Raw genomic sequence first — 7,625 nt, 5'->3', positions numbered from 1 at the left:
GGCTATTCCTTCTGAGTCTTTTTTAAAGGTTGTGCGTAATGACTCGTGGCGCGCTACTAATGCATTGATACTTTGCTCTAAGTGTGCTATGTTGAGTGCGCCGTTTACTTCTAATAGTCCTGGTATGTGGTACCTTTCGCTTTGTCCCAACTCTGCTAAAAACCATAGGCGCTGTTGTGCAAAGGATAGCGGTAGTTGAACTCTGTTTTTTACAACTGTTATTCTAGGTAATATTGTTGCTTTACTGGTGGCTATAACTTGGGATAACTGCCCTAGTAATGGGGTGCTAAATACCTGAGAGAGTTGTAGTTTTACTTTAAATTGTTCTTGTATTTTTGATAGTAATCGGGTTACTAATAGTGAGTGCCCGCCTAACTCGAAAAAGTTATCGTGTTTTCCTATTGTTCCTTCTTCTAGTTCTAATAGCTTAGACCATAGTATTGCTAATTGCTGCTCTACTGCTGTTTCTGGCGCTACATATTGGGTAGTGCTTTCTACTTCTAGGCTTAGCGTTTCTAATTGTTTTCTATCGGTTTTGCCGTTTGGGGTTAATGGGATTTTATCTATTTCTATAATAAAGTTTGGTACCATATATTCTGGTAGGCTTACCGAAAGGTTGTCCTTTATTGCTTGGACTTCTAATAGTGATTGGGCTTCTAACACGCAATAGGCCACTAGGTGTTTGCTCCCTAAGTGTGCTTTGGCTATAACTACAGCTTCTTTTATGTTTGCTTGGTTGTTTAATGCGGTTTCTATCTCGCCTAGTTCTATTCTATAGCCGCGGACTTTAACTTGGTCGTCTTCTCGGCCTAGGTATTCTATTGTGCCGTCTGATAACCATCTGGCTAAATCGCCTGTGTTGTACATTGTACTGCCTTCTTTGTAAGGGTTAGGCACGTAACGTGCTGCCGTTATTTCTGGCTTGTTTAAATAGCCTTGTGTGATGCCTTCGCCTGAGAGGTAAAGGGTACCGATTGCGCCTAATGGTACTAATTGGTGCCCCTTGTCTAGTATGTAGGCTTGGGTATTGGCTATTGGACGCCCTATTGGGATGCTTGTGTTATAGGTTTTGCTTTTACTTAGTTTATAATGGGTGCTGTATGTGGTGTCTTCGGATGGACCGTACAGGTTACGGACTTCTGCTCTTGTGCGTTGTAATTGTTGTGCTATTTCTAATGGAAATGGCTCTCCTGCTAGGTTTATGATACTGACTGGGCTTAAGTCTACGCCTTCATCTAGTAAGGTTCGTATACTGGATGGCACTGTGTTTATAACAACCTCTTTATCGTTGTCTAGGTGTTTGGCGATGTCTAAGGCATTGTTTAAAACACGGATGGTTTTCCCTACGGATAGGGTGTAGAACATCTCGTATATGGATAAATCAAAACAGTGTGAGGTTGAGGCGTATACTGTACTAAAGGTATTGCTGTTGTATTCTTTTTGGGCCCAATGTATTAAGGCTGTTGCGTTTTTATGGCTTATTATAACGCCTTTTGGTTTACCGGTCGTTCCTGAGGTGTAAATGATATAGGCTTGGTCTGTTGAGCGGGTGTTATTTTTTACTTTATGGGTTGCATAATTCTCCTGCTCTTTCAAGTAATTGTTATAGATTGTTTCGTCTAATACTAACGCACTATTACTGTCTTGTTCTATGTAAGCGATTCGTTCTGCTGGATAGTTGACATCTAATGGTACATAGGCTCCTCCTGTTTTTAATACGGCTAATAGACTTATTATTAGGGTTTCATTACGTTCTAATTTAACGCCTATTAGGGTTCCTGGGCTTATGGTATAGTGACGCTGTAAGTAATGGGCTAATTGGTTTGAGGCTTTATCTAAGGCATCATAGCTTAGGCTTCTGTCTTCAAAAAGGACTGCGGTGGCTTTTGGTGTGGCTTTTGCTTGGGCTTCGAATTGCTCATGTATGAGCTCTTCTTTATTATAGTTTGACTTTGTTGCGTTATATCCTCTCAGTAATTTTGTTTCTTCTTCTGGGCTTAATATATTATAGTTTTGTAATGAGACTGTCTTTGATTTTGCTAACGTATTAAGAATATATACTAAACTGGTTAATAAACGGTCTGCTGTTTCTCTTGTAAAGATATCGGTATTATAGTCTAAGGCTAATTGTAATGGTTCTTCTGCATGGTCTAAAAAGCTTAGGTTTAAATCGAATTTTACATTAGTACTTCCTTCTTCTGCTATTCTTATTACTTCGGCTTCGCCTAATTCTAGCGTCTCGTTTAATTGAACGTAGTTAACCATAACTTGAAAGATTGGTGTTTTACTGGTTTGGCGTTCTGGTTGTACGGCTTCTACTATTTTATTAAACGGAATGTCTTGGTATTCTTGACTGCGTATTAATTCTTTTTGGACTGTTTTTATTAGGGTTTCTAGATCAGCCTCTCTTTTTAATTTGATACGGTTTACTAGTGTGTTTACAAAGAATCCTATAAGTCCTTCTACGGCATGGTGTCCGCGATTGGCTACTGGTAAGCCGATACAAATATCGTCTTGACCGCTGTATTTATGCAATAGGATGTATACACTACTTAACAGGCTTGTAAATAGCGTGCCACCTATGGTTAGGCTTAGCTGGTTTAATTCTTCTTTTAGTGCTGGGGCGAGTGTTACGCGTTTTTGTGCGCCCTGACCTGTCCCTACTTTTGGGCGGGTATAGTCTGTTGGCAATGCTAAATCGCTATAACCGGCTAAGTGTTCTTTCCAGTGGGATAGGCCTTCGCTGTAGTGGTTACTGGCAAACAACTCGCGTTGCCATACTGCATAATCACCGTATTGTATTGGTAAGGGTGCTAGTGCTACGGCTTCTCCTCTTGTTTGGGATAAATACAGTGCATTTAATTCTTTTACCATAATGTTTAAAGACCAACCATCTGAGATGATATGATGCATGCATAACCCTAAAACATACTTATCTTTTCCTGTGGTTAGTAATAACACGCGTAATAATGGCCCTTCTGATAAATTAAATGGGGCTTTTATAAACTTATCGCTGTGTGCTTGTATTGCTTTTGACTTTTCTTCTGGTTTTAACTTACTATAGTTTGCTTGTTCTATTGTTAAAACTAAACTGCTTGCTATGTCTTGGTAGGCTATTCCTTCTGAGTCTTTTTTAAAGGTTGTGCGTAATGACTCGTGGCGTGCTACTAATGCATTGATACTTTGCTCTAAGTACGCTATGTTGAGCGCACCGTTTATTTCTAATAGTCCTGGTATGTGGTACCTTTCGCTTTGTCCTAGCTCTGCTAAAAACCATAGGCGTTGTTGTGCAAAGGATAGTGGTAGTTGGACTCTGTTTTTTACAACTGTTATTCTAGGTAATGTTGTTGTTTTACTAGTGGCTATAACTTGGGATAACTGCCCTAGTAATGGGGTATGATATACTGTTGCTAGTTCTAAGTTTATATTAAAAACTTTATTTATTCTTGAGAGTAATTTTGTTACTAATAATGAATGCCCTCCTAGTTCAAAAAAGTTTTCTGACAATCCTATTTGATTTACTTCTAAAATTTCTTCCCAAATTCTAGCAAGTTTCTTTTCTATTTCTGTTTCTGGTGCTACGTATTCATTTAGTCCGTTAAATTCAACTTTTAAATTTTGTAATGCTTTTCTATCTACTTTTCCGTTAGATGTTAATGGTAATACTTCTACTTCTAGAATAAAAGTTGGCACCATATATTCTGGTAAGCTAACAGACAGTTGTTGTTTTATATTTAAAACATCTAGTGTTTTTGTTTTATCTATTAATACACAATAGGCTATTAATTGTTTACTTCCTAAATGGTCTTTGACTATAACAGTACTATTTTGTACATTATTTTGTGTATTTAATAGGGTTTCTATTTCTCCTAATTCTATACGGAACCCTCTTAGTTTTACTTGACTATCTATACGTCCTAGAAATTCTATTTGTCCATTAAATTTCCATCGTGCTAAATCTCCTGTTTTATATAGTTTTCCTTCTCCAAAAGGGTTATCTATAAATTTTTCTTGTGTTAAATCTGGGCGATTTAAATAACCTCTTGCTAGACCATCTCCTGCTATACATAACTCTCCAGAAACTCCTACTGGTTGTAATTTATGTTTTGTATTTACTATATGTACTTTATCATTATTTATTGGTGCTCCAATTGAAATATCTCCATTAACTTCTTCAATATTAAATGTTGTTGAAAATGTAGTGTTTTCAGTTGGTCCGTAACAGTTTATTGCCTTTAGGTTTGGATATGTACTTTTTAATTTTTCTATGTGTGTTGGAGAAATGCGTTCTCCTCCTGTTAAAATAGTTTTAAGTGTTCTAAATAGTTCTATATCTGAATCTATTAATTGATTTAACCAGCTAGAGGTAATCCACATAATATTAACCTTATTATCTGATATAATTTTAGCTAACGACCAACTATTTAATAGTGTGTTTTGTTCTGCTAATATTAACGTCCCTCCATTTAATAATGGTCCAAAGAATTCAAATATTGTAGCATCGAATGAAAATGCTCCTGTTGATATAATAGTATCGTTTGAAGAGAATTGATAGTAATTAGAATTTTTAACTAATCTTACAACACTACGGTGTTCTACCATTACGCCTTTTGGTTTCCCTGTAGATCCTGAGGTGTATATTACATAAGCTAAGTTATTAGCTGCTACTTTGTTTTTTAATGTTCCTTTTGCTTCTGTAACTGCTTTATTGTCTTCCCATTCTTTTACTAATGAAATTGTGGTTATAGTGTCTTCTATTTTATCTAATACTGTACGTTTTAAGTGTTCTTGAATTAATAATAGTTTTACAGAATTTGTTGTATTACCTTCTACAATGCTATCTGTAAGCATATAATTAATTCTATCTTTTGGGTACTCTGGATCTATAGGAACATATGCTCCTCCTGCTCTTAATATTCCTAAGATAGCAACCATCATTTCTATTGATCGTTCCATACAAATTCCCACAAAGGTTTCTTGTTCTACGCCTTGTTCTTGTAGGTATAATGCTAATTGTTTACTGCGGTTGTCTAACGCTTTATATGTTATTGTTTCTTCTTTAAATATTACAGCTGTTGCATTTGGTGTTTCTTTTGCTTGCGCTTCAAATAGCTCATAAATGCTTTTTTGTTTAGGATAGCCTGTTATTGTATTATTAAATTCTTTTAACAATAGTTCATCTTCATCTGTTACCAGACTAAAATCTTCTAAAAGCATTTCAGATTTTGTTATCATATTAGATAACACATACTGAATAGCGCTTGTAAATCGCTCTATAGTATTCTCTTCAAATAATTCTGTGTTATAATTAACAGACAGTATTAATCCTTCGTTTTGCGTATCTATAAAATCTATTGTTACATCGAACTTTGCCTTATCGTAGTCTATATTCTCAAAAGTTGTTGAAGCTTCTCCTAGTTTTACCCCTTCTTCTTTTTTAAGGTAGTTAACCATTACTTGAAAAATAGGGCTAACATTTGTTTCTCGATTGGGTTGTACTGCCTCAACCACTTTATCGAATGGTATGTTTTGATATTGCTGACTCCTTATTAGTTCTTTTTGTACATTATTAAAAACGTCTAGTAATGTTTCATTTGTTTTAAATTGTATTCTATTTACTAATGTATTTACAAAGAAGCCTATTAACCTTTCGGTGTCTCTATGCGATCTATTTGCAGCTGGTATTCCTACACATATATCATCTTGTCCACTGTATTTATACAATACAATAAATACGCTTGTTAATAAACTGGTAAATAATGTACCGCCAGTGGCTTTATTAAATATTGCTAATTGTGCTTTTGTTCTAGTATCTATAACCTTATTTATACGCTTCCCTTCGCCTTTTAATTGTTTTGGTCTTGGGTAATCTGTAAGTAATAATAGGTCTTTATGATTTTGTAAATGAGATTTCCAATGTGCTAATCCTTTTATATAACTGTCTTTTTTAAATAGCTTTTGTTGCCACGCTGCATAATCTGCATATTGTATTGGCAAGCTTGGTAATATAATTGCTTCTTCACGTATGTATGATGAATATATTTCGTTAAGCTCTTTTCTAAAGATGCTTAAAGACCACCCATCTGCAATAATATGATGTATGCATAAACCAAATACATATTCTGTTTCTGCTAATTTTACTACTGTTGCTCTAATTAAAGGGCCGTTTGATAAATTGAATGGTTTATCTATAAATGCTTTAGAGTATTTTCTTAGCGTAGTTTCTTTTTCTGAAGGTGTTAAATGGCTATAATCTTCTTGCTCTATTTGTATTCTTCCTTCTTTTAATATATACTGGAAAGCTTCTCCTTGTTCATTTTTACGAAATATAGTTCGTAAGCTTTCATGTCTATTTATTAAATAGTTTAGACTTCTTTCTAATACTGATACGTCTAATTGTCCTTTTATTCTTAGTAATTCTGGAATATGGTATTGTTCTCCTTGACCTAATTCGGCTAAAAACCATAAGCGTTGTTGCGCGAATGATAGTATTGCATTTTCCCTGTTATTTATTACGGTAATAATATCTTCTTCTCCTTCGTCTTCTGTATTTATTGCTTTTGCTAATTGGTTTAATATAGGGGCTTCATATATTGTGGATAGTTCTAATTTTATTTTAAAGGTTTTCTTTATTTCTGATAATAGTTTGATTATTAACAAAGAATGCCCTCCTAGTTCAAAGAAGTTATCATAAATTCCTATTCGATCAATTTTTAAAATATTTTGCCATATTGTAGCTAATTGCTCTTCTGTTTTTGTTCTTGGCGCAACATATTCTTCTTCACTATTTATAACTAATGCTTGTTCTAAAAGTGCTTTTCTGTCTATTTTTTGGTTAGGAGTTAATGGTAACTCTTTAATTGCTATTATATATGTTGGTACCATATAATCTGGTAGCAATTGAGATAAATATGTTTTTAACTCAGGAATTAACGCTTCTTCATTAGTAGTATTAAATACACAATAAGCTACTAATTGTTTGCTTCCTGCATGTTCTTTTGCTATAACTGCACAGTTATCTATAAGGTTACTTGTGTTAATTGTGGCTTCTACTTCTCCTAGCTCAATTCTAAATCCGTTAATTTTAACTTGATTATCTATTCTACCTAAAAAGTCTATATTTCCTTCTGGTGTCCAGCGTACTAAATCTCCTGTTTTATATATTTTCCCTTCTCCAAAAGGGTTGTCTATAAATTTATCCTTTGTTAAATCTGGTCTATTTAAATAGCCTCTAGATAAGCCTGTACCACCTATGCATAACTCTCCTGCAACCCCAATTGGCTGAAGGTTATTTGCTTTATCTACTACGTAACACTTGGTATCGCCTAGTGGTTTCCCTATACTTTTATTTTGTAATGGGTATTCTAAATCTCTTTGTATGGCACTTACAGTTGTTTCGGTTGGGCCATATTTATCTATTATTCTTATGCCTTTATTTGCCCATGTTTCTAAAACTCTATAATCGAATACATCTCCTCCAGAAATTATTCGCTTTAGTTTTGTATTTGGTACAAAAGGAATTTCTCCTAAAAACGATGGTACGGCATGTAAATGTGTTATTTCTTTTTCTACTAATATTGTTTTAAACTTATCTATATCTAATAGGTCTTCTCTAGGGACTATAT

Annotated in this window: 1 protein-coding gene; it reads right to left on the bottom strand. The window is 34.6% G+C overall.

What is annotated here, in order from left to right; genetic code table 11:
- Positions 1-7,625: amino acid adenylation domain-containing protein (locus tag ACVC2P_RS06095; RefSeq protein ID WP_452597589.1), on the bottom strand; the 7,625-nt coding region annotated here is incomplete at both ends.

This window comes from Pontimicrobium sp. MEBiC01747, assembly GCF_053601635.1.
This window is presented reverse-complemented; position numbering and strand designations above follow the sequence as displayed.